The organism is Enterobacter ludwigii (genome assembly GCF_001750725.1).
Lineage (GTDB): Bacteria > Pseudomonadota > Gammaproteobacteria > Enterobacterales > Enterobacteriaceae > Enterobacter > Enterobacter ludwigii.
Genome location: NZ_CP017279.1, coordinates 2,479,813 through 2,501,382, shown reverse-complemented (window position 1 = coordinate 2,501,382; position 21,570 = coordinate 2,479,813). Strand labels below are relative to the sequence as shown.

Annotated in this window: 15 protein-coding genes; 8 read left to right on the top strand and 7 right to left on the bottom strand. The window is 56.7% G+C overall.

Going from position 1 to position 21,570, the window contains the following annotated elements:
* Positions 1-116 precede the first annotated feature (116 nt).
* From tctD to BH714_RS11705, 4 genes are all read left to right on the top strand, one after another.
* Positions 117-791, top strand: coding sequence for a transcriptional regulator TctD (gene tctD / locus BH714_RS11720; protein ID WP_014170976.1), 675 nt, complete (start codon positions 117-119; stop codon positions 789-791).
* Positions 778-2,187, top strand: coding sequence for a sensor histidine kinase (locus tag BH714_RS11715; protein WP_040018021.1), 1,410 nt, complete (start codon positions 778-780; stop codon positions 2,185-2,187). Before tctD ends, BH714_RS11715 begins: the two co-directional genes overlap by 14 nt.
* Before the next feature lie 130 nt (positions 2,188-2,317).
* Positions 2,318-2,857 carry a YfaZ family outer membrane protein gene (locus BH714_RS11710; protein ID WP_020883156.1) on the top strand — a complete coding sequence of 180 codons (540 nt, stop codon included), beginning with the start codon at positions 2,318-2,320 and terminating at the stop codon, positions 2,855-2,857.
* Positions 2,858-2,951: 94 nt separating this feature from the next.
* Positions 2,952-4,151, top strand: a complete 1,200-nt coding sequence (locus tag BH714_RS11705) for a nicotinamide mononucleotide deamidase-related protein YfaY (protein WP_025203597.1) — start codon at positions 2,952-2,954, stop codon at positions 4,149-4,151.
* Positions 4,152-4,184: 33 nt separating this feature from the next.
* On the opposite strand, the gene glpC is transcribed toward BH714_RS11705, so the two are convergent.
* The 3 genes from glpC to glpA are packed head-to-tail and all read right to left on the bottom strand — an operon-like array spanning position 4,185 to position 8,207.
* Complete coding sequence (glpC, locus tag BH714_RS11700) at positions 4,185-5,375, bottom strand: anaerobic glycerol-3-phosphate dehydrogenase subunit GlpC (RefSeq protein WP_014170972.1); 1,191 nt, start codon at positions 5,373-5,375, stop codon at positions 4,185-4,187.
* Positions 5,372-6,589 carry a glycerol-3-phosphate dehydrogenase subunit GlpB gene (glpB, locus tag BH714_RS11695; protein ID WP_025203599.1) on the bottom strand — a complete coding sequence of 406 codons (1,218 nt, stop codon included), beginning with the start codon at positions 6,587-6,589 and terminating at the stop codon, positions 5,372-5,374. The genes glpC and glpB overlap by 4 nt, the downstream gene beginning before the upstream one ends.
* The gene (gene glpA, locus BH714_RS11690) at positions 6,579-8,207 is read right to left on the bottom strand and encodes an anaerobic glycerol-3-phosphate dehydrogenase subunit A (RefSeq protein WP_032678599.1); all 1,629 of its coding nucleotides are present in this window, start codon (positions 8,205-8,207) and stop codon (positions 6,579-6,581) included. Before glpA ends, glpB begins: the two co-directional genes overlap by 11 nt.
* Positions 8,208-8,462: 255 nt before the next feature.
* On the opposite strand from glpA, the gene glpT reads away from it, so the two are divergent.
* Together glpT and glpQ are read left to right on the top strand one after the other, a co-directional pair.
* On the top strand, positions 8,463-9,815 hold the full coding sequence (glpT, locus tag BH714_RS11685; protein WP_025203601.1) for a glycerol-3-phosphate transporter: 1,353 nt from the start codon (positions 8,463-8,465) through the stop codon (positions 9,813-9,815).
* An 11-nt stretch (positions 9,816-9,826) separates the two neighbouring features.
* Positions 9,827-10,879, top strand: coding sequence for a glycerophosphodiester phosphodiesterase (glpQ, locus tag BH714_RS11680; RefSeq protein ID WP_032678598.1), 1,053 nt, complete (start codon positions 9,827-9,829; stop codon positions 10,877-10,879).
* 48 nt (positions 10,880-10,927) lie between these two features.
* On the opposite strand, the gene yfaE is transcribed toward glpQ, so the two are convergent.
* The 4 genes from yfaE to ubiG all read right to left on the bottom strand — a co-directional run bounded on the left by yfaE (position 10,928) and on the right by ubiG (position 15,725).
* Positions 10,928-11,182: a class I ribonucleotide reductase maintenance protein YfaE gene (gene yfaE / locus BH714_RS11675; protein ID WP_014170967.1), complete on the bottom strand. Its 255-nt coding sequence runs from the start codon at positions 11,180-11,182 to the stop codon at positions 10,928-10,930.
* Positions 11,182-12,312: a class Ia ribonucleoside-diphosphate reductase subunit beta gene (gene nrdB / locus BH714_RS11670; protein WP_014170966.1), complete on the bottom strand. Its 1,131-nt coding sequence runs from the start codon at positions 12,310-12,312 to the stop codon at positions 11,182-11,184. Before nrdB ends, yfaE begins: the two co-directional genes overlap by 1 nt.
* 51 nt (positions 12,313-12,363) lie before the next feature.
* Positions 12,364-14,649 carry a class 1a ribonucleoside-diphosphate reductase subunit alpha gene (gene nrdA / locus BH714_RS11665; RefSeq protein ID WP_020883162.1) on the bottom strand — a complete coding sequence of 762 codons (2,286 nt, stop codon included), beginning with the start codon at positions 14,647-14,649 and terminating at the stop codon, positions 12,364-12,366.
* Positions 14,650-14,996: 347 nt separating this feature from the next.
* Positions 14,997-15,725: a bifunctional 2-polyprenyl-6-hydroxyphenol methylase/3-demethylubiquinol 3-O-methyltransferase UbiG gene (gene ubiG / locus BH714_RS11660; protein ID WP_014170964.1), complete on the bottom strand. Its 729-nt coding sequence runs from the start codon at positions 15,723-15,725 to the stop codon at positions 14,997-14,999.
* 146 nt (positions 15,726-15,871) lie between these two features.
* Here ubiG and gyrA point away from each other — a divergent pair, with 146 nt between their 5' ends.
* Together gyrA and rcsC are read left to right on the top strand one after the other, a co-directional pair.
* Positions 15,872-18,508, top strand: coding sequence for a DNA topoisomerase (ATP-hydrolyzing) subunit A (gene gyrA, locus BH714_RS11655; protein WP_014170963.1), 2,637 nt, complete (start codon positions 15,872-15,874; stop codon positions 18,506-18,508).
* A gap of 135 nt (positions 18,509-18,643) precedes the next feature.
* A complete protein-coding gene (rcsC, locus tag BH714_RS11650) occupies positions 18,644-21,490 on the top strand; it encodes a two-component system sensor histidine kinase RcsC (protein ID WP_014170962.1) in 2,847 nt (948 codons plus the stop codon).
* Positions 21,491-21,570: the final 80 nt, after the last annotated feature.

Below are 21,570 nucleotides of genomic sequence, written 5' to 3'. Positions count from 1 at the left end.
GTACGGGTCTTTTTTCTGATTATGTGAACCACCTTGTAGCGGTTCCGTTGCGTGATTGTTAAAACAATAACCTTTCATTTCCCTTTCAATGCGACACCAACTTTACAGGATGTGATATGCGTCTCTTACTCGCGGAAGATAATCGTGAGCTGGCTCACTGGCTGGAGAAAGCGCTGGTGCAGGAGGGCTTTGCCGTGGACTGCGTTTCTGACGGGCGCGCCGCCGACCATCTGCTGCAGGGAGAAAGCTATGCGGTTGCCATTCTGGACATCGGCATGCCCGGCTTTGACGGTCTGGAGGTCGTGCATCGTCTGCGTAAACGCGGTCAGACGCTGCCCGTCCTGTTTCTCACCGCGCGCAGCAACGTGGCGGACCGGGTGAAAGGGCTCAACGCCGGGGCGGATGACTATCTGCCGAAACCGTTTGAGCTGGAGGAGCTTGACGCGCGGCTGCGCGCCCTGTTGCGCAGAAGCGAAGGGCGAACGCAGGAGCGTCAGCGCCTTGGGGAGCTGGAATATGACGACGAAGGCTTTTTCCTGCTGCGCGACGAGCCTCTGTCGCTCACGCCGCGTGAACTGTCGCTGCTGAAGGTGTTGATGCATCGCCGGACCCGCCCCGTATCCCGGCAGCAGCTGTTCGATCAGGTGTTTAGCCTGAATGACGACGTTAGCCCGGAGAGTATCGATCTCTATATTCATCGTCTGCGCAAAAAGCTCAGCGGTAGCGGCGTGAGGGTCACCACCCTTCGCGGACTGGGTTATGTGCTGGAGTGCGGCGATGAGGTGGGTTAAGCCGCAGTCGCTTTACCTGCAGCTGCTGCTGTTTCTTGGGCTTCCGTTGCTGTTGCTGTGGGGGTTGTCGGCATTTAACAGCTATGTCAGCGCATTGCAGGCAGCCACGCAGGCTTACGACCGCACGCTGTTATCCTCTGCCCGAACAATATCGGAGCGGCTGGAGGTTCACGACGGCAGGCTGGGCGTGAATGTACCCTGGGTGGTGCTCGACAGCTTTGAACTCAATATGAACGACCGGCTCTATTATAAAGTGGTTGATCCCGACGGGCGGGTGATCTCCGGTTATGACGATCTGCCGCGGATGCCTCCGGCAACATCCCGCACCACGCTCTATCCGGCGCTGGCCTGGTTTTATCACACCGAATACCGCGGGCAGGCGATCCGTGTCGCGCGTCTGCTGCAGCCCGTCAATGAAGGGAATATCGTCGGCATGGCGGAGATTTATGTTGCGGAGACGCTCCAGTCCCGCCGCTATCTCGCCAGTCAGTTGCTCTTTTCATCATGGGTCTCTCAGGGATTGCTGGTGCTGCTGACCCTGGTGTTGACCGCGTGGTTGTTGCGTCGCGTACTGCGCCCAATGCGCCAGCTCTCTTCGCTGATGGTGCGCCGTGATCCTGGCCTGCTCGCGCCGCTGCCGGAGTTGTTGCCCTGGTCTGAGACCCGGCTGCTGATTGTGGCGTTCAACCGCTATATCGACAGGCTGCGCGGCGTGCTGTCGCGTCAGGAACGCTTCAACGCGGATGCCTCGCATCAGCTCAAAACTCCGCTGGCGGTGCTGAAAACCCAGGTCTCCGTTGCCCTGACGCGTCAGGATCCCGCCCTGTGGCAGGAGAGCCTGCGGGCAATGAATGCGACTCTGGATGACACCATTGTACTGACCGAACGGCTGCTGCAGCTTTCCGCGGTGAAGCGTAAGGAGCAGGGGGAGGGCCAGTTTGCGCGGGTGGATTTGGTTCAGGTGGTGCAAAACTGCTGCTTCTCCCGGCTGGCGCAGGCGCGCAGTAAAGCGATTGACCTGGGCTATGACGGTCGGCAGCAGCCGATCATGATCGAAGGCGATGACGTGCTGCTGGGGGAGTTGTGCGCCAACCTGCTGGAGAATGCGATCAAATATACCCCTGCAGAAGGGACAGTGACCGTGTTCCTGCGAACAGATCAGGGCGCCGTTGAGCTGAGCGTGGAGGACAGTGGTCCGGGCATTGAAGAGGACCAGATCCAGCAGGCGATGCTGCCTTTCCACCGGCTGGATAACGTCGGAGATGCCGCCGGATCAGGGATCGGGCTGGCGCTGGCCGCTGATATTGCCCGTCTGCACCGAAGCCCTTTGCAGCTGACGCGCAGCGAAACGCTGGGTGGCCTGAGCGTTAAAATGCGTTTTCTGCTGCTCACGTAAAAAAAACATCGGGTATCAAATCGTTACAAACTACTCGCCTGCCGCACGCAGAGTGCTTGATCCCCGGGCGACTCAGGTTAAAATCTCGCGGTTTTGGGACTTCTCTATAAAATTGTGCGGGATCACGACAATGAAAAAAGTGGCATTAGTGGGCTTAGGCCTGATGGTTGTTTCTTCGGCGGCGAACGCCATCAGCTTCAACGGCTCGGCGGGTCAGGATTATACTCACCTCGGTTTTGGCCTTGGGACCGAGACCTCCGGTCTGGCGATGACCGGCGGCTGGACACATAACGATGACGATGGCGATGCGGCAAGCCTCGGCCTGGGTCTGAACATTCCGCTTGGCCCGTTCCTGGCCACCGTGGGCGGTAAGGGGATTTACACTAACCCGAACGACGGTGATGAAGGTTACGCGGCGGCGGTAGGCGGCGGCCTGCAGTGGAAAATTGGCGATAGCTTCGGCCTGTTCGGCGAGTATTACTACTCACCGGATTCGCTCTCCAGCGGTATCGACAGCTATGAAGAAGCCAACGCGGGCGCGCGCTGGACCATCATGCGTCCGATTACGATTGAAGCAGGCTATCGCTATCTGAACCTGGCGGGTAAAGACGGCAACCGCGACAACGCACTGGCTGACGGCCCGTACGTGGGGGTCAGCGCAGGGTTCTAATCACGCCGGCGCGGCACTCTGTCGCGCCAGTTTCTCTCTTCTCCCGACATCCATTTGCGCTATAGTGTTTTGACCATATAAGCGGGAGAACACAATGATTAACGTGGAGATGTTATCCACCGGCGACGAAGTGCTGCATGGACAAATTATTGATACCAATGCTGCCTGGCTTGCCGATCTTTTCTTTGAGCAAGGATTACCGTTAACGCGCCGCAATACGGTGGGCGACAATCTTGAGTCACTGGTGAATGTGCTGCGCGAGCGTAGCGAACACGCCGACGTGTTGATTGTGAATGGCGGGCTCGGTCCCACCAGCGACGATCTCAGCGCCCTGGCCGCCGCGACCGCAAAAGGTGAAGGGCTGGTGCTGCATGAAGAGTGGCTGGCGCAGATGGAGCGTTTCTTCTCCGAACGTGGCCGTGTTATGGCACCCAGCAACCGCAAGCAGGCGGAAATTCCCGCCAGCGCCGAACTGGTCGATAACCCCGTGGGTACCGCGTGTGGGTTTGCCATTACGCTGAACCGCTGCCTGATGTTCTTCACGCCGGGCGTACCGTCAGAATTTAAAGTGATGGTCGAGCAGCAGATCCTGCCGCGCCTTCGCGAACGTTTTACCCTGCCTGAGCCTCCGCTCTGCCTGCGTCTGACCACGTTTGGCCGCTCCGAAAGCGATCTGGCCCAGAGTCTTGATCATCTCTCCCTGCCACCCGGTGTCTCAATGGGCTACCGCTCCTCCATGCCCATCATTGAACTCAAGCTGACAGGGCCGGCCTCAGAGAAGGCGGCGATGCTGGCGCTCTGGCCGGAGGTGCAGCGCGTGGCAGGTGAAAGCCTGATCTTTGAAGGCACCGAGGGGCTGCCGGCGCAGATTGCGTCACATCTGCAGTCTCGCCAACTGAGCGTGACCTTAAGCGAACAGTTCACCGGCGGCCTGCTGGCGCTGCAGCTGTCGCGCGCCAGTGCGCCGCTGTTAGCCAGTGAAGTGGTGCCGTTCCAGCAGGAAACGCTGGCGCAGACCGCGCGCTGGGCTTCGGAAAGAAGGGTGAAACATTTTGCTGGCCTGGCGCTGTTTGTGGGGGGGCTGGATGAGGAACATCTCAACTTTGCGCTGGCGACGCCGGAAGGCACGTATGCTTTGCGGGTTAAAATGAGCATTACCCGCCACAGTCTGGCGGTACGTCAGGAGGTCTGCGCTATGATGGCGCTGAACATGCTGCGCCGCTGGCTGATGGGTAAAGAGGTGGCCAGCGAGCACGGCTGGATTAATGTTGTCGAATCGCTGTTTGTTGAGTGATGTCTTTGCCGAGGCGTTTTGCCCCGGCACGGTTTAACCCAGCGCCTTCGCCAGCAGAGTGATCGGATGCTCGCAGCGCTTGCTGGTAGACATCTCTATCTGCCACTTGCAGGTTTCGCAGTCGGTGACCACGATATCTGCGCCGCTCTCTTCAATCTGGCGAAACAGCGGGGCGCCGATCGCCTGTGACGTTTCGTAGTTTTCTCGCTTAAAACCGTAAGTGCCCGCAATGCCGCAGCAGCGCGAGTCCAGCACCGTCAGCTCCAGCCCCGGAATGAGCCGCAACAGCTCAAGCGTATAGAGCGACCAGCCCATTTTCTCCATATGACACGGTGTGTGATACACCACTTTCAGCGGTAGTTCCCGCAGCGGCAGCGTCTGCCCGCTGTCCAGTTTGCGCCACAGGAAACGCGTCGCCAGCTCAATGTGCTCGCGCAGACCGGTGTTATCCACGTCCAGCAGGTGCGGATACTCATCACGCAGGGTGAAGGTACAGGTGGACGAGGTGGCCAGCACCGGAATTCCTTTATCAACGATGGCCTCGCGCAGGGACGTGACGTTGCTTTTGGCTTGTCTGCGCGCCTTATCGGTAAAACCGTTGGCAATCAACGGCACACCGCAGCACTTCTCTTTATTCAGGAGCTGCACGCCGGTCCCCATCGCGTTGAGTACCTTCAGCAGATCTTTTCCCAGTTGCGGGTGGTTATAGTTGACATAGCAGCCGTGGAAGAACGCGACCTGATCGGTGTACTGCGCCTGTTCCGCTGCCACGGATGTATACCAGCGCCGGAAGGTTCCGTGAGAGTATTTTGGCAGGCTGCGGTGGTGGTCTATCTTCAGCGTCGCATCCAGCAGTTTTCGCACCGGCTTGAGAGACGTTGCAGCATTCACCAGCGGGGCAAAAGGCGTGGAGACACTGCCCATCAGGTCGGTATGACTCAGGATCGCATCGCGCAGGGACGGCTTTTGCGTGCTGTAACGCGCGCGGGCTCGCTGGATGATATCGCCGATCTTCACGTCCGACGGACAGGCCACTTCGCAACGTTTACAGTTGATGCAGTATTTCAGCGCCTCATCGTACAGCGCACCGTCTTTCAGACGCAGGCGCTCGCCGTCAGGCCCGGCCTGTTTCGGGCCCGGGTAGCGCGGATTCACACCGCTGACCGGGCAGACGGTGGTACAAACTGTGCATTTGATGCAGCTTTCAAACCGGGTATCGTTCATTGCTCAGCCTCCATGCGCTGGCCAATTTGCTCTGCCACATACAGCGCCGTGATGGCGCAGACCCCGCCGCCGCAACCCTGAGCGATAGGATCGTATCCCCCCAGAAGAGAGCCAATGGCATAGAGATTACTGACCGGCTGACCAGAAAGTTGCGGGTGCAGTTGCTTATCGACAATCACGCCGAACTGCTGCCAGGGTTGCGGGGTGAAGAAATCACTCTGATACCAGTCCGCGCGGGAGGGCGTTTGCCGGACATCCAGTCCCATAATGGCCTCCTGGATGCCGTCCCGACGGCTCAGCAGCCCGTTGCTGAAGAAACTGCCGCTTGCCAGCACTGTATAACGCGCGCGAAGCGGAATATCAGCGTGATTACGCGTCCAGACTTCGCTCACCGAGCCATCCGTCAGGGTGATTTTTTTCACCTCGTCACCCGCCATCCACACGCCACCCTGAGCGATAAACCGCCGCTGAAGCTGGGTATGCAGGCGAATGCCGGGGACAGAAGGGGGAAGCGTCGGCAGCAGGCCAAGCGAGCAGGGCAGGCGATCCGAGAGCCAGCGCCAGAGCCGGTTGTCGCTTAAGCCAAAGCAGGCGGGCATAAACAGCGTGTCGCAACCTTCGGCAAGCGGCCGGAGCGCGGCATACAGCAGCGGCCATTTATCGTCGTTGTCGAGAAAACGGGCAATATTCACCGCGCGAAACTCGCTCGGGTTGTCGCGCAGGACGTCAAGCTCAGGAAGCTCTATCTCAGCCGTTTGTGCATTCACGCCCTGACGACAGAGCGATGCCGCAGCGAGGTGGGGCTGAAAATCAAGAAAACCGCTAATACCCACGACCAGGACCCGTCCTGCGTTAAAGGGGGCAACAGGCACCTCTTCCGGGCTGAGCCAGGCAGAGCGCAGGGTGCCGAGCGGGGTAACCCGATGATGATTTTTCCGGGCGTTACCCTGCAGCCGTGCGCCACACTCGGCCAGAAGGGTTTCGGCTTCATGGGCGAAGCGGTCGACGGTGTCTCTGCCCGTCAGGTTATAGGGATGCTCTGGCGGCAGGGCATCGCGATATGCCTCATCCAGCAGATCCAGCGAACCCGACGAGAAGTGCAGTGCGCTCTGGCCCCGGGTAATGATGGCGCAGCGCAGCCCCTGCTTCGTTAGCCTGATACCACAGAGCAGACCCGCCAGCCCACCACCGACAATCACGGTATCAAATTTCATCCTGTTGCTCCTTCTCAAGACCGCACAGCCCCTGGTAGACCCAGCGGGTAAACTCGCTTTCACGCAGGGCATCACCCCAGGCGACAGGCTGAATGCCTTTCCAGCGTTCGTTCAGGAAATCACTGAGTTGTGCCAGCGACTGGGTGGCAGTGGTGGTATGAAAACGTTGTAACAACCCGGCGGCACGGCAGGCGCACAGCTCACCCTGGCAGGTGCCCATGCCCACGCGGGTGCGCCGACGTAAATCAAGCAGGCTGTTGACGGTCAGATTCTCCACGGCGTATTGCACTTCACCCGCCGTGACGGCTTCGCATTCACACACCAGGCTACGGCTCAGCCGTCCTTCCCCCAGCCAGACCGGCGTGCGGTCTCCGTGGCGATAAATGGCTGAACCGCGCAGGGGGGCGGAAAGGGAGATGATTTTTTGCAGCGTTTTCTCGGTGGACTGACGCGAGCCGGGCAGAGGTTGCTCTGCGGTCACACACCGTTCGCTATTACCCAGCTTGCGGCAGACGGCATCGGTTGCCCATTCGGCCATCAGGCGGTAGGTCATCAGCTTGCCGCCGGTGATGGTGATAAACCCGTCCAGGCCATCGCGCGCGGCGTGGTCGAGCAGCACGATGCCACGGCTGACGTTGCGCCCGCTCGGGTCGTTATCGCTCGCCACCAGAGGGCGCACGCCGGCATAGGCGCGAAGAATTCGGGTCTGCGCCATCACAGGGGCCAGCTTTTCCCCTTCGCGCAGCAGGATATCCACCTCGTCGGCGGTCACGCGGTTGTAATCAATCTCGCTATAGTCCACGTGGGTTGAGGTGGTGCCGATAAGCGAAATGGTATCGCCCGGCACCAGGATGTCGGCATCAGAAGGTTTGCGGCAGCGGTTGATCACGTGGTTGTTAATGCGGTGGTCGAGGATCAGCAGCGAGCCTTTTGCCGGGAACATGCGCACAGACAGCTCGGCGTACTCCGCGATGCGTTGCCCCCAGATCCCCGCCGCGTTGACCACCACGGCGGCGTACAGTTCGCCATGCTCCTTATACTGCGTATCAAAAACACGTACGCCGCAGACGCGGTTCCCTTCCCGGATAAGCCCGGTCACTTCCTGCCCGGTCAGAACCTGTGCGCCGTGTTCACGGGCGTCCAGCATGTTCGCGGCGGTCAGGCGGAAAGGGTCAACCGTACCGTCCGGGACCTTCACCGCGCCGATAAGGGCCGGGTTGACAGACGGTTCCAGGCGACGCGCGAGTTCGGGGTCGATGACGTCAGCCTCAATCCCTGCAGCGCGGCAGGCGGTCACAAAGGTTGGCTGAAATGAGAGATCGTCTTCGGGAAGCGTAATGAACAGACCGTTGGTCGGTTCAATGCAGTGGCGGGCAATGCGTCTGAGGATCTGGTTTTCAGCAATGCATTCCCGCGCGGATTCGGGGTCGGTCACCGCGTAACGGGCACCACTGTGTAGCAGACCATGATTGCGCCCGGTTGCGCCCGTCGCAATGTCATGGCGCTCCAGAAGCGTGACGCTCAGCCCACGCAGGGCGCAGTCGCGTGCGATGCCGGCGCCGGTCGCGCCACCGCCAATGATAATCACATCGCTGTAGCGAGGATCGTGAATTGTCATTGTTATCCCTCTGTGTTCGTTTTTTACCATTTAGCCACATCAAAACTGTGGTTTGTTTGATTTCGAACATAAACGAACGAAATTCGAAAGTGAAACGTGATTCCATGCGCTTTTCTGCGCACATTGTCATATTTCTGTAACAATTTGTGCGTTGATTCACAGTAACAATCACCGTGATTTCTTAACATCGCCGCCTCTCTGGAGTGTGGGGCAGTTAAACCCCTGTAAATTCAATACCTGGCCACGGAGGCTGTCATGCTCAGTATCTTCAAACCTGCGCCGCATCGGGCGCGTCTGCCAGAGGCAGAAATTGATCCGCTATACCGTCGTCTGCGTTGGCAAATCTTCCTGGGGATCTTCTTCGGGTACGCGGCGTACTACCTGGTACGTAAAAACTTTGCGCTCGCCATGCCGTATCTGGTGGAGCAGGGCTTTTCTCGTGGCGATCTGGGGTTCGCGTTGTCGGGGATCTCTATCGCCTACGGTTTTTCCAAATTCATCATGGGTTCAGTGTCCGATCGCTCGAATCCACGCGTGTTCCTGCCTGCGGGTCTGATCCTGGCGGCAGCGGTGATGCTGTTCATGGGCTTTGTGCCATGGGCAACCTCCAGCATCGCCGTGATGTTCGTGCTGCTGTTCCTCTGTGGCTGGTTCCAGGGAATGGGGTGGCCGCCGTGCGGGCGCACCATGGTGCACTGGTGGTCGCAGAAAGAGCGTGGCGGCATCGTGTCGGTGTGGAACTGCGCGCATAACGTCGGTGGCGGTATTCCACCTCTGCTGTTCCTGCTGGGGATGGCGTGGTTTAACGACTGGAAAGCCGCGCTTTATATGCCTGCCTTTGGTGCCATTCTGGTGGCGGTTATCGCTTTCGCCCTGATGCGTGACACGCCGCAGTCCTGTGGCCTGCCGCCGATTGAAGAGTACAAAAACGACTATCCGGATGATTACAGCGAGCAGCATGAAGAAGAGCTGACGGCCAAACAGATCTTCATGAAGTACGTCCTGCCCAACAAACTGCTGTGGTATATCGCGGTGGCCAACGTCTTCGTGTACCTGCTGCGTTACGGCATCCTCGACTGGTCACCTACCTATCTGAAAGAGGTGAAGCATTTCGCGCTGGATAAATCCTCCTGGGCTTACTTCCTCTATGAGTACGCCGGGATCCCGGGGACGCTGATTTGCGGCTGGATGTCGGACAAAGTGTTCCGGGGTAACCGTGGTGCGACGGGCGTCTTCTTTATGACGCTGGTGACCATTGCCACCGTGGTTTACTGGCTCAACCCGCCGGGTAACCCGTCAATCGATATGGCCTGTATGATCGTCATCGGCTTCCTGATTTACGGCCCGGTGATGCTGATTGGTCTGCATGCCCTGGAGCTGGCGCCGAAGAAAGCGGCAGGTACGGCGGCCGGCTTTACCGGTCTGTTCGGTTACCTTGGCGGTTCGGTCGCGGCGAGCGCCATTGTGGGCTACACCGTTGACTTCTTCGGCTGGGACGGCGGCTTTATGGTGATGATTGGCGGTAGCGTGCTGGCGGTGCTGCTGTTGATTGTGGTGATGATTGGTGAAAAACGTCATCACGCCGAAATGCAGGCGCGTCGTCAATAAGGAGAAGGCTGATGAAATTAACTTACGTAGCAACGGGCCTGCTGCTGGCGGGCCTGATGACAGGCTCAGCGCTGGCTAACGAGAAAATGGTTATCGCCCATCGCGGCGCAAGCGGCTATCTGCCAGAGCACACGCTCCCGGCAAAAGCGATGGCCTATGCGCAGGGGGCAGATTATCTCGAGCAGGATCTGGTGATGACCCGTGACGACCAGCTGGTCGTCCTTCATGACCACTATCTTGACCGCGTGACGGACGTGGCTGAGCGTTTCCCGGCCCGCGCCCGCAAAGATGGTCGCTACTACGCCATTGACTTTACGCTGGATGAGATTCGTTCGCTGAAGTTTACCGAGGGTTTCGAGGTTGAAAACGGCAAGAAGGTGCAGGTCTATCCGGGACGTTTCCCGATGGGTAAATCTGATTTTCGCATTCATACCTTCGAAGAAGAGATTGAGTTTGTTCAGGGACTGAACCACTCAACCGGGAAAAACATCGGCATCTACCCGGAGATAAAAGCGCCGTGGTTCCACCATCAGGAAGGGAAGGACATTGCCGCGAAGACGCTGGACGTGCTGAAAAAGTACGGCTACACCAGCAAGCGCGACAAAGTCTATCTGCAGTGTTTTGACGCCGCTGAGCTGAAGCGCATCAAAACCGAGCTGGCGCCAAAGAGAGGGATGGATCTCAATCTGGTACAGCTGATTGCCTACACCGACTGGAATGAAACTCAGGAGAAACAGCCCGACGGCACGTGGGTGAATTACAACTACGACTGGATGTTTAAGCCGGGCGCAATGAAACAGATCGCGCAGTACGCCGACGGTATCGGACCGGATTACCATATGCTGGTGGCGGAAGGCTCAACGCCAGGCCACGTCAAGCTGACGGCAATGGTGAAAGAGGCGCACGCCAGTCATATGCAGGTTCATCCGTATACGGTGCGTGCGGACCAGCTACCGGCTTATGCGACGGACGTAAACCAGCTGTACGACGTGCTGTATAACCAGGCCGGGGTGGACGGGCTGTTCACCGATTTCCCCGATAAAGCCGTGCAGTTTTTGAAGTAAAAGAAAAAGGGCCGTAAGGCCCTTTTTTATGTCGCCCGGAGGGGCGGTTTACATCTCAATCTCTATATCGCCTTTTGCCCGGCAGCAGCAGGGCAAAATTTCACCTTCGTTGATGAAGGCCAGCGGTTCGGTCAGCCAGTCCACTTGTCCGGCGACTAAACGGCAGCGACATGATCCGCAATAGCCTGAGCGGCATTGATACTCCACTTCAACCTGATGCGCCTCAAGCGCAATCAACAGGGAAGGGTGTTCTTCCCGGCACAGCACTTCGGTACCGGAAAGGCTAAGCGTTACGCGGCTCATCAGAGCTGGAAGTCGCTCAGGTCGTCGGTATTAACTTCAGAGTCAATCTGCCCGACCAGATAAGAACTGACTTCCACTTCCTGTGGCGCAACCTGCACGTTATCGGATACCAGCCAGGTGTTGATCCACGGAATTGGGTTAGAGCGGGTCTTGAACGGCAGCTCAAGCCCGACCGCCTGCATACGGATGTTGGTGATGTACTCAACATACTGGCACAGGATATCTTTGTTCAGGCCAATCATGGAGCCGTCGCGGAACAGGTAGTCTGCCCACTCTTTCTCCTGCTGAGCGGCCAGCACGAACAGGTCATAGCACTCCTGTTTGCACTCTTCGGCAATCTCAGCCATCTCCGGATCGTCTGTACCGCTGCGCAGCAGGTTCAGCATATGCTGGGTGCCGGTCAGGTGCAGGGCCTCGTCACGGGCGATCAGACGGATGATTTTGGCATTACCTTCCATCAGCTTGCGTTCCGCAAAAGCGAAGGAGCAGGCGAAGCTCACGTAGAAGCGGATGGCTTCCAGTGCGTTAACGCTCATCAGGCACAGGTAAAGCTGTTTCTTCAGCGCGCGCAGGCTCACAGTGACGGTTTTGCCGTTCACGGTGTGGGTGCCTTCGCCCAGCAGATGCCAGTAGCTGGTCATCTCGATCAGTTCGTCGTAGTAGTGCGCAATACCTTCAGCACGTTTCTGGATCTGCTCGTTAGTGACGATATCGTCAAACACCACCGCCGGATCGTTAACGATGTTGCGGATAATGTGGGTGTAAGAGCGGGAGTGGATGGTCTCAGAAAACGCCCAGGTTTCCACCCAGGTTTCCAGCTCCGGAATGGAGATCAGCGGCAGCAGCGCCACGTTCGGGCTACGGCCCTGAATGGAGTCCAGCAGCGTCTGGTACTTCAGGTTGCTGATGAAGATATGCTTTTCGTGCTCCGGCAACGCCTGGAAATCGATACGATCGCGAGAGACGTCAACTTCTTCCGGGCGCCAGAAGAAGGAGAGTTGCTTTTCAATCAGCTTTTCGAAGATGTCATATTTTTGCTGATCGTAGCGTGCCACGTTGACCGGTTGCCCGAAGAACATCGGCTCTTTGAGCTGGTCGTTTTTCGTCTGTGAAAAGGTGGTGTATGCCATGAATTGGAGTCCTGTCTTACGAAATAAAGGCGGGGATATCCCCGCCCTTCATTAGATCTTACATGCGCCGCTTTCGCAGCCATCGTCCTGAATTGACGGTGCCATGTCATCCTGAGCGTCTTCCGCACCATCACGGGTGTTGTGATAGTACAGGGTTTTCACACCAAATTTGTAGGCGGTGAGCAGGTCTTTCAACAGTTGCTGCATCGGTACCTTGCCAGACGGGAAGCGCGTCGGGTCGTAGTTGGTGTTAGCAGAAATCGACTGGTCGATAAACTTCTGCATGATCCCCACCAGCTGCAGGTAACCGTCGTTGTTTGGCATTTCCCACAGCAGCTCGTAGTTGTCTTTCAGCAGCTCGTAGTCAGGCACAACCTGACGCAGGATACCGTCTTTCGACGCTTTAATGCTGACGTGACCGCGCGGTGGTTCAATACCGTTGGTGGCGTTAGAGATCTGTGAAGAGGTCTCAGACGGCATCAGGGCAGACAGCGTGGAGTTACGCAGGCCGTGAGTCTTGATGGATTCACGCAGCGCTTCCCAGTCCAGATGCAGCGGTTCGTTAGAAATCGCATCCAGGTCTTTCTTGTAGGTATCGATCGGCAGAATGCCTTTCGCATAGGTGGTTTCGTTGAACCACGGGCACGCGCCTTGCTCTTTCGCCAGCTCGTTGGAGGCTTTCAGCAGGTAGTACTGAATCGCTTCGAACGTTTCGTGAGTCAGGTTGTTCGCGCTGCCGTCGGAGTAACGCTTACCGTGTTTCGCCAGCCAGTAGGCAAAGTTGATAACGCCGATACCGAGGGTACGACGGCCCATTGCTCCACGTTTTGCCGCCGGGATTGGGTAGTCCTGGTAATCCAGCAGGGCATCCAGCGCACGCACGGCCAGCACCGCCAGCTCTTCCAGCTCTTCCAGGCTCTTGATAGCGCCCAGGTTGAAAGCAGAGAGGGTGCAGAGCGCGATTTCGCCGTTTTCGTCGTTAACATCTTCCAGCGGTTTGGTCGGCAGGGCGATTTCCAGGCACAGGTTAGACTGGCGCACTGGCGCAACCACCGGGTCAAACGGGCTATGGGTGTTGCAGTGGTCAACGTTCTGAATGTAGATACGGCCGGTAGAGGCACGTTCCTGCATCATCAGGGAGAACAGGTCAACCGCCTTAACGCGCTGTTTACGGATGCTGTCGTCTTTTTCGTATTTGGTGTACAGACGCTCAAACTCATCCTGATCGGCGAAGAACGCGTCATACAGGCCCGGGACGTCGGACGGGCTGAACAGGGTGATGTCTTCACCTTTCAGCAGACGGGTGTACATCAGCTTGTTGATCTGTACGCCGTAGTCCATGTGACGAACGCGGTTGCCTTCAACGCCACGGTTGTTTTTCAGTACCAGCAGGCTTTCCACTTCCAGGTGCCACATTGGGTAGAACAGGGTGGCTGCACCACCGCGTACGCCGCCCTGAGAGCAGGATTTTACCGCGGTCTGGAAGTGTTTGTAGAACGGGATACAGCCGGTGTGGAACGCTTCACCGCCGCGAATCGGGCTACCCAGTGCACGGATGCGACCGGCGTTGATGCCGATACCGGCACGCTGGGAGACATATTTCACGATGGCGCTGGAGGTCGCGTTGATGGAATCCAGGCTGTCACCACACTCGATCAGGACGCATGAGCTGAACTGACGGGTTGGGGTGCGCACGCCAGACATGATTGGCGTAGGCAGAGAAATCTTGAACGTGGAAACCGCATCGTAGAAACGCTTCACGTATTCCAGACGGGTGTCACGCGGGTAGTTAGAGAACAGGCAGGCGGCCACCAGAATATAGAGGAACTGGGCGCTTTCGTAGATCTCACCGGTCACACGGTTCTGAACCAGGTATTTGCCTTCGAGCTGCTTCACCGCCGCGTAAGAGAAGTTCATGTCGCGCCAGTGATCGATAAACCCGTTCATCTGCTCGAACTCTTCTTCCGTATAGTCTTCCAGCAGATGCGTGTCGTATTTGCCCAGCTCAACCATTTTCACCACGTGATCGTAAAGCTTTGGCGGCTCAAACTGGCCGTACGCTTTTTTACGCAGGTGGAAAATCGCCAGACGTGCAGCGAGGTACTGATAATCCGGGGCTTCACGGGAGATGAGATCCGCCGCAGCCTTGATGATGGTTTCGTGGATATCAGACGTCTTGATGCCATCGTAGAACTGAATGTGAGAGCGCAGTTCAACCTGGGAGATAGATACGTTATTCAGTCCTTCTGCTGCCCAGTCGAGAACACGATGGATTTTGTCCAGATTGATACGCTCGGTGGTACCGTCGCGCTTAGTCACCAGCAGACTCTGATTCATGTGGGTTTTACCTGTCCGTGAAATAAAAAATATCCCCCGCTTATCCACAGATTCGTCTTGTGACTAACTCTGTGGATAAATACTACATATAGGGGGTTTGCGATAAGAAAAACGCTATATGGTGAGTATTCTAGTATCGAATCTTTTCAGCACAAGGGTTGATTTTGACGTTAAATTGAGGTTGTCAAAGGGTAAAAAAGGCTAAGTCCTCGTACCGTAAGGCCTGGAAGAGATGTCAATAATTAAGAAAAAAAATTCAAAATTTGATCGAGTGCTGATTTCTTCAACGGGAGGTCAGAATTGCGCAACATGATGTCGCGCAATCTTTATAAGAATAATGGATGACGTCAGTCGTTTTTGGCGGTTGTATGCAACATATAGTTAACATCTACACCCGGTGCGAGTTTGAATTTATCGGTCAATGGATTGTAATGCAGACCGGTGATGTGCTGCTCCTTGAGCCACGTCTGATCAACCCAGCTCAGTAATTCAGCAGGCTTGATGAATTTCTTCACGTCGTGCGTGCCTTTTGGCACCATACGCAGCACATACTCCGCCCCGACGACCGCCATCAGCCAGGCTTTACCGTTTCGGTTGATCGTCGAGAAGAAGACCTGGCCGCCCGGTTTCACCAGTTTTGCACAGGCGTGAACCACGGACTGGGGGTCGGGAACGTGCTCCAGCATCTCCATACAGGTCACCACGTCGTACTGATGGGCATGCTTTGCCGCATGTTCTTCGACGGTTTCCTGCACATATTCCACCTGCACTCCGGATTCCAGCGCATGAAGACGGGCAACCTGCAGAGGTTCAAAGCCCATATCCAGACCGGTAACGGTGGCCCCTTCGCGCGCCATGCTTTCTGCCAGAATGCCGCCGCCGCAGCCGACGTCGAGCACTTTCTTACCGAACAGGCCGCCGGAACGCTCCGCGATATAGCCCAGACGCAGCGGGTTAATGCGGTGCAGAGGTTTAAACTCACCTTCGAGATCCCACCAGCGGGATGCCACCGCTTCGAATTTGGCAATCTCTTCATGGTCAACGTTGTGAGCCACCGGGGATTTTTCGGCATTCATGGGCGCTTTTACTCCTTATTTTGCAAGACTTCGGAGTATATCAGCCCGCGCGGTTGAATAAAGCTTATTGGTTTACCTCAATCACCGCGGCTGTGTTATAATTTGCGACCTTTGAATCCGGGATACAGTAGAGGGATAGCGGTTAGATGAGCGACCTTGCGAGAGAAATTACACCGGTTAACATCGAGGAAGAGCTGAAGAGCTCCTATCTGGACTATGCGATGTCGGTCATTGTTGGCCGTGCGCTGCCGGACGTCCGCGATGGCCTGAAGCCGGTACACCGTCGCGTACTATACGCCATGAACGTATTGGGCAATGACTGGAATAAAGCCTACAAAAAATCTGCCCGTGTCGTTGGTGACGTAATCGGTAAATACCATCCCCATGGTGATTCCGCGGTGTACGACACTATCGTCCGAATGGCGCAGCCATTCTCGCTGCGTTACATGCTGGTAGATGGTCAGGGTAACTTTGGTTCTATCGACGGCGACTCCGCCGCGGCAATGCGTTATACGGAAATCCGTCTGGCGAAAATTGCCCATGAGCTGATGGCTGACCTGGAAAAAGAGACGGTTGATTTCGTTGATAACTATGACGGCACGGAACGCATTCCGGACGTTATGCCAACGAAAATCCCTAACCTGCTGGTGAACGGTTCGTCCGGTATCGCCGTCGGTATGGCAACCAACATTCCACCGCATAACATCACGGAAGTGATCAACGGCTGCCTGGCCTATATTGAGGATGAAGACATCAGCATTGAAGGGCTGATGGAACACATCCCGGGTCCAGACTTCCCGACGGCGGCGATCATCAACGGTCGTCGTGGTATTGAAGAAGCGTACCGCACCGGACGTGGCAAGATTTATATCCGTGCCCGCGCCGAAGTGGAAGCGGACGCCAAAACCGGCCGTGAAACCATCATTGTTCACGAGATCCCGTATCAGGTGAACAAAGCGCGTCTGATTGAAAAAATCGCCGAGCTGGTAAAAGAAAAACGTGTTGAAGGCATCAGCGCGCTGCGTGACGAATCTGATAAAGACGGCATGCGCATCGTGATTGAAATCAAACGCGACGCGGTGGGCGAGGTTGTACTGAACAACCTGTATTCCCAGACTCAGCTCCAGGTCTCCTTCGGTATCAACATGGTTGCATTGCACCATGGTCAGCCGAAGATCATGAACCTGAAAGATATTCTGAGCGCGTTTGTGCGTCACCGCCGTGAAGTGGTGACTCGCCGTACTATTTTCGAACTGCGTAAAGCCCGCGACCGTGCGCATATCCTTGAAGCGCTGGCCGTTGCACTGGCAAACATCGACCCAATCATTGAGTTGATTCGCCGTGCACCAACCCCTGCGGAAGCGAAAGCGTCTCTGATTGCCCGTCCGTGGGATCTGGGCAACGTGGCCGCCATGCTGGAACGCGCTGGCGACGATGCTGCGCGTCCTGAATGGCTGGAGCCTGAGTTCGGCGTGCGTGACGGTCAGTACTACCTGACTGAACAGCAGGCCCAGGCGATTCTGGATCTGCGTCTGCAGAAACTGACTGGCCTTGAGCACGAAAAACTGCTCGACGAATACAAAGAACTGCTGGAACAGATTGCCGAGCTGCTGCATATCCTGGGTAGCGCAGAGCGCCTGATGGAAGTGATCCGTGAAGAGCTGGAACTGGTCCGCGATCAGTTCGGCGATGAGCGTCGCACCGAAATCACGGCGAACAGCTCTGATATCAACATTGAAGATCTGATCAACCGCGAAGATGTGGTGGTCACCCTGTCTCACCAGGGCTATGTGAAGTATCAGCCGCTGACCGACTACGAAGCACAGCGTCGTGGCGGTAAAGGCAAATCGGCAGCACGTATTAAAGAAGAAGACTTTATTGACCGTCTGCTGGTGGCAAACACCCATGACACGATCCTCTGCTTCTCAAGCCGTGGTCGTCTGTACTGGATGAAGGTCTATCAGCTGCCAGAAGCGAGCCGTGGTGCGCGTGGTCGTCCAATCGTGAACCTGCTGCCGCTGGAAGCGAACGAACGTATCACCGCGATTCTGCCTGTACGTGAGTACGAAGAAGGCGTGAACGTCTTTATGGCGACCGCCAGCGGTACCGTGAAGAAAACCGCGCTGACCGAATTCAGCCGTCCACGTTCTGCCGGTATCATCGCGGTGAACCTGAACGACGGTGACGAACTGATTGGCGTTGACCTCACCTCCGGTTCCGATGAAGTGATGCTGTTCTCCGCCGCCGGTAAAGTGGTGCGCTTCAAAGAGAACGCGGTTCGTGCAATGGGCCGTACTGCAACAGGTGTTCGTGGTATCAAACTGGCCGGTGAAGATACCGTCGTTTCCCTGATCGTTCCGCGCGGTGAAGGTGCTATCCTGACCGTCACGCAGAACGGCTACGGTAAACGTACTGCCGAAAGCGAATACCCGACCAAGTCTCGTGGCACGCAGGGCGTTATCTCTATCAAGGTTACCGAGCGCAACGGATCCGTTGTGGGTGCGGTACAGGTAGACGATGCCGACCAGATCATGATGATCACGGATGCCGGTACGCTGGTGCGTACACGCGTATCTGAGATCAGCGTGGTTGGCCGTAATACTCAGGGTGTGATCCTCATCCGTACCGCGGAAGATGAGAACGTCGTGGGTCTGCAGCGTGTAGCTGAGCCTGTGGATGACGAAGAACTCGACTCCATCGACGGTAGCGTCGCAGAAGGTGATGATGAAATCGCACCAGAAGCCGATACCGAAGATGATGCAGCGGATGACGCTGACGAGTAATGTCTCCTGATGCAAAAAGGGCCGGTTTCCGGCCCTTTTCTTTTGCACAAGCAGATAAGTGAACGTTGCGACAAGGCGCGTTTACCGCTACCTTAACCACATTCTTTTTGACCCCGACGGCGGAGCCTCGCCCCTTTGAAATACCTCGTCTCCTTTCGTACCACGCTGAAAGTCTCTCGCTATCTGTTTCGGGCGCTGGCGCTCTTGCTTTGGTTGCTGGTGGCATTATTGTCGGTGTTTTACATCGTTAACGCCCTTCATCAGAAAGAAGCGGAGATCCGCCAGGAGTTTAACTTAAGCTCCGATCAGGCCCAGCGCTATATTCAGCGAACGTCCGACGTGATGAAGGAGCTGAAGTACATTGCCGAGAATCGCCTGACCGCGGAAAACGGCATTCTTGCCATCCGTGGGCGTAATGACAAAACCGAAGTACCGAATTTCGAGCCGCTGTTTCCGGATTCCGATTGCTCTGCGATGGGCAGCACCTGGCGCGGTTCACTGGAGTCGCTCTCCTGGTTTATGCGCTACTGGCGTGACAACTTTTCCGCCGCCTATGATCTGAACCGCGTCTTCCTGATTGGCAGTGAAAATCTCTGTATGGCCGACTTTGGCCTGCGCGATGTGCCCGTTGAGCGCGATGATGCGCTGAAAAGCCTGCACGAACGGATTGTGAAATATCGCAATGCGCCGCAGGACGAGCGCGGGAATAACATCTTCTGGATAAGCCAGGGGCCACGCATGGGCGTGGGCTATTTCTACGCCCTCACGCCGGTCTATCTGGGTAATCGTCTGCAGGCGCTGCTGGGGATTGAACAGACCATTCGCATGGAAAACTTCTTCACGCCGGGCAGTCTGCCGATGGGCGTGACCATTCTGGATGAAAACGGACATACCCTGATCTCACTCGCCGGTCCGGATAATCGACTGAACGTCGATCCGCACTGGATGCAGGAGCGGTCGTGGTTTGGCTATACCTCAGGCTTCCGTGAGCTGGTGCTTAAAAAGAGCTTGCCGCCTTCGTCGCTGAGTATTGTCTATTCGCTGCCCGTGGATATGGTGCTTGAGCGGATCCGCATTCTTATCATGAACGCGATTTTGCTGAACCTGCTGGCCGGGGGGGCGCTGTTTACCCTGGCGCGAATGTATGAGCGCAAAATCTTTATACCCGCCGAAAGCGACGCCCAGCGGCTGGAAGAGCACGAGCAGTTTAACCGCAAGATTGTCGCCTCGGCGCCGGTGGGGATCTGCATCCTGCGCACGCAGGACGGGACCAATATCCTCAGTAACGAGCTGGCGCATAACTACCTGAACATGCTGACGCATGAGGACCGACAGAGGCTGACGCAGATTATCTGTGGCCAGCAGGTGAACTTCGTTGACGTGCTGACCAGCACGCACACGAACCTGCAAATCAGCTTTGTGCACTCCCGCTATCGTAATGAGAACGTGGCAATTTGCGTCCTGGTAGACGTCTCGGCGCGTGTGAAGATGGAAGAGTCCCTGCAGGAGATGGCGCAGGCCGCTGAGCAGGCCAGCCAGTCGAAATCCATGTTCCTTGCCACCGTCAGCCACGAGTTGCGTACCCCGCTGTACGGGATTATCGGTAACCTTGATCTTCTGCAGACCAAAGAGCTGCCGAAAGGGGTCGATCGCCTGGTGACGGCGATGAATAACTCCTCCAGCCTGCTGCTGAAAATCATCAGCGATATTCTCGATTTCTCCAAAATTGAGTCGGAGCAGCTGAAAATTGAGCCGCGGGAGTTCTCTCCGCGCGAGGTGATGAACCACATCAGCGCCAACTATCTGCCGCTGGTGGTGCGTAAACAGCTGGGCCTCTACTGCTTTATTGAGCCGGACGTGCCGCTGACGCTGCATGGCGATCCGATGCGTCTGCAGCAGGTCATTTCTAACCTGCTCAGTAACGCCATTAAATTTACCGATATCGGCTGCATTGTGTTGCACGTGTGTCGGGCAGGGGACTACCTGAGTATTCGTGTGCGTGATACCGGCGTGGGTATCCCGGCGAAGGAAGTGGTGCGTCTGTTTGACCCGTTCTTCCAGGTCGGTACCGGCGTACAGCGTAACTTCCAGGGGACCGGGCTGGGTCTGGCGATCTGTGAGAAGCTCGTGAGCATGATGGACGGCGATATCTCCGTTGATACCGAGCCAGGCATGGGCAGCCAGTTTACTATCCGCATTCCGCTCTATTCTGCCCAGTATCCGGCAAAAGCGGTGGTGGACGGCCTGAGCGATAAGCGCTGCTGGCTGGCAGTACACAATGCCTCACTGAATGATTACCTGACGGCGCTTCTTACCCACAGCGGCGTGCGCGTGTCCCGCTATGAAGGGCAAACGCCGGATGTCGACGATGTGCTGATCACCGACGAGGTGCTGGAGCAACCCTGGCAGGGCAGAGGGGTGGTTCATTTCTGCCGTCGCCATATCGGTATTCCGGTCGAACGAGCTCCGGGTGAATGGGTGCACAGCGTGGCGACGCCGCATGAGCTCATGAGCCTGCTGGCACGTATCTACAGCGTGCAGCTGGAAGATAGCGATGGGGCGACGGAGTTGCCGTCACCGGATGCGCTGGCATCGCTGAATGACGATATGATGATTCTGGTGGTGGATGACCATCCGATTAACCGTCGCCTGCTGGCAGACCAGTTGGGTTCGCTTGGCTATCAGTGCAAAACCGCCAATGACGGCGTGGATGCGCTGAACGTGCTGAGTAAAAACCACATTGATATCGTTCTTAGCGACGTCAACATGCCGAATATGGATGGCTACCGTCTGACGCAGCGTATACGCCAGCTTGGCCTGACGTTGCCGGTCGTGGGCGTGACGGCGAATGCGCTGGCGGAAGAGAAACAGCGCTGTCTGGAGTCAGGGATGGACAGTTGTCTGTCGAAACCGGTGACGCTGGACGTCCTGAAACAGACGATTTCCGTGTATGCGGAACGGGTCAGAAAAGCGAGAGTATAAAAAAAGGCCCGTCAGGGCCTTTTTTGTTGTTTCCCTCACACGCCGGGAGGGGGAGGTGAGGCCATCAGGCCGCACACCCG

Coding starts and splice junctions, on each gene's coding strand:
- gyrA (WP_014170963.1), top strand. CDS start 15,872: ATGAGCGACCTTGCGAGAGAAATTACACCGGTTAACATCGAGGAAGAG.
- glpB (WP_025203599.1), bottom strand. CDS start 6,589: ATGAAATTTGATACCGTGATTGTCGGTGGTGGGCTGGCGGGTCTGCTC.
- ubiG (WP_014170964.1), bottom strand. CDS start 15,725: ATGAATGCCGAAAAATCCCCGGTGGCTCACAACGTTGACCATGAAGAG.
- BH714_RS11705 (WP_025203597.1), top strand. CDS start 2,952: ATGATTAACGTGGAGATGTTATCCACCGGCGACGAAGTGCTGCATGGA.
- glpT (WP_025203601.1), top strand. CDS start 8,463: ATGCTCAGTATCTTCAAACCTGCGCCGCATCGGGCGCGTCTGCCAGAG.
- yfaE (WP_014170967.1), bottom strand. CDS start 11,182: ATGAGCCGCGTAACGCTTAGCCTTTCCGGTACCGAAGTGCTGTGCCGG.
- glpA (WP_032678599.1), bottom strand. CDS start 8,207: ATGACAATTCACGATCCTCGCTACAGCGATGTGATTATCATTGGCGGT.
- BH714_RS11710 (WP_020883156.1), top strand. CDS start 2,318: ATGAAAAAAGTGGCATTAGTGGGCTTAGGCCTGATGGTTGTTTCTTCG.
- BH714_RS11715 (WP_040018021.1), top strand. CDS start 778: ATGAGGTGGGTTAAGCCGCAGTCGCTTTACCTGCAGCTGCTGCTGTTT.
- glpQ (WP_032678598.1), top strand. CDS start 9,827: ATGAAATTAACTTACGTAGCAACGGGCCTGCTGCTGGCGGGCCTGATG.
- nrdA (WP_020883162.1), bottom strand. CDS start 14,649: ATGAATCAGAGTCTGCTGGTGACTAAGCGCGACGGTACCACCGAGCGT.
- tctD (WP_014170976.1), top strand. CDS start 117: ATGCGTCTCTTACTCGCGGAAGATAATCGTGAGCTGGCTCACTGGCTG.
- nrdB (WP_014170966.1), bottom strand. CDS start 12,312: ATGGCATACACCACCTTTTCACAGACGAAAAACGACCAGCTCAAAGAG.
- glpC (WP_014170972.1), bottom strand. CDS start 5,375: ATGAACGATACCCGGTTTGAAAGCTGCATCAAATGCACAGTTTGTACC.